At 59.4% G+C, this 1828-nt stretch carries 2 protein-coding genes; both read right to left on the bottom strand.

Features of this window, described 5'->3' with window-relative positions:
• A partial coding sequence (locus AB4043_RS24305; protein WP_442308361.1) for a M28 family peptidase occupies positions 1-1194 on the bottom strand: 1194 nt, incomplete at its 3' end.
• A 126-nt stretch (positions 1195-1320) separates the two neighbouring features.
• Positions 1321-1828, bottom strand: a 508-nt coding sequence (dacB, locus tag AB4043_RS24300) for a D-alanyl-D-alanine carboxypeptidase/D-alanyl-D-alanine endopeptidase (protein ID WP_442308360.1), incomplete at its 5' end; no start/stop codon positions are given.

Below are 1828 nucleotides of genomic sequence, written 5' to 3'. Positions count from 1 at the left end.
AAGTGGGACAGGAGGATGCTGGGCCAGATAGAGCGATCCCAGAAGCCCCTGCTCCTCCGCCGTAACTGCCGCGAAGACCATGGAGTGCGGCGGCAGCACCTTCGAGGACGTAACCGCACGCGCGATCTCCAGCAGCATGGCCGTCCCCGTGCCGTTATCCGCAGCGCCATTAAAGATAGCGTCCTCACCGGGTTTTGCGTCAGCCTTTACACCCAGATGGTCGTAATGCGCCGAGTAGACCACCGCTTGATCCTGAGCCGTGCGCAGCACCCCGGGATAGATACCGATCACATTCGGCGACTGGAAGTGACGGACGGAGCTCACAACCGTCGCCTTCAGCGAGACCGGCAGCTCACGCGCCTGGAAGCCGGGCTTGGCCGCGGCGGAGAACTCGGCATCCAGCGTTGTGCCGGCTGACTCAAAAAGCTTCTTTGCAATATCGAGCTGGATCCACGACGCCGCCGAAAGCTTGGGGTCTTTGTCCTGCGTCAGGAAGGTCTTCTCGGAAGTATTGGAGTTGCGGACGACGTCCCATCCATAGCTCGCCAGATCGGTGCGATGAATGATCAACGCTCCAACGGCGCCCATCTCCGCGGCATGCTCAAACTTGTAGGTCCAGCGGCCGTAGTAGGTCATGCCCTTGCCGCCGAAGAACTTCGGGTCATCGGACGGAGGATCGTTGACGATGCAGAGAATCACCTTCCCCTTTACGTCCACGCCCTTATAGTCGTCCCACTTGTACTCAGGCGCGGTGACGCCATACCCCACCCAGACGATCGGTGCATCGATCGCCGCCTCCGGCTCAAGCTTCGAGTTGAAGACGACAAAGTCCTCCGCAAAACGCAGCGGCATTGGCGCGCCGGATTTTGGCACAAGCGTAAAGGTTGTCTTCGCCGGGTCGGACTTAACACTGGTGAAGTCCACCTGCTGGAAATAGGTGCCGTTGTCGCCGCCGGGACGCAGACCATAGCTGGCGAACTGTGTCGCGATAAACTTCGCGGCCAGCTCGCCGCCACGCTGACCGGGATAACGGCCCTCTAACAGGTCATCAGCAAGAAACTGATCGAAGCCACGAATCGAGTCAGCCGAGACAGTGTTCTCCGCTGCTTCGACAGTAGGAGGCAATGGCTTGGTGGTTGCGGTTTGGGCAGCCAACGTTCCGGCAAGGAGAGAGAGGGCGAGCGCTTGCTTCATGGGGCAGAGGTTTCTCCGTGAGAATTCGAGTTTATACAAATGCACCAGAGGCTGGTACCAGCGGGCAATGCCATCTTCGACACAACGAAGTAAGGGGATTGGCTGAGGAGCGCATGAAACCAGGATCTAGTTCGCTGCGGCAATCGCCGTGACGATCTTATCCATGGCATCCCGATCAGCATTGGTGCGCGGATAGTGTGTGCTGACCATCACTGAGAAGATCAGCGTCTTCCCGCCGGCTGTATCGACATATCCCGATAGGGCACGCGCCTCGGACAAGGTTCCCGTCTTGGCATAGAGATGATCCTTCATCGGCGCATTGGGGAAGCGGGCAGCCAGGGTTCCATCTTCTCCTCCGATCGGCAGTGTCCTCTTCCAATCAGCAAACCACGACTGCGTGGCCGCGTAGCTCAGCAATTTGCCGAGCGCCCGTGGYGTAATGAGATCGTGGCCGGAGAGCCCACTGCCGTCGAAGAGGACGAAGTCATCCGGATCGACACCGGCGCGCGTCGTCACGAAGCTCCGGATGACGCGCGCGCCCTCAACCGTTGAGCCTTCATTGCCATAGGCCACGCCAAGATGATGCAGGAAGAGCTCGGCATGCAGGTTCTGCGAGATCTTGTTGGTCCACAGC

The organism is Terriglobus sp. YAF25 (assembly GCF_052113305.1).
Lineage (GTDB): Bacteria > Acidobacteriota > Terriglobia > Terriglobales > Acidobacteriaceae > Terriglobus.
This window is presented reverse-complemented; position numbering and strand designations above follow the sequence as displayed.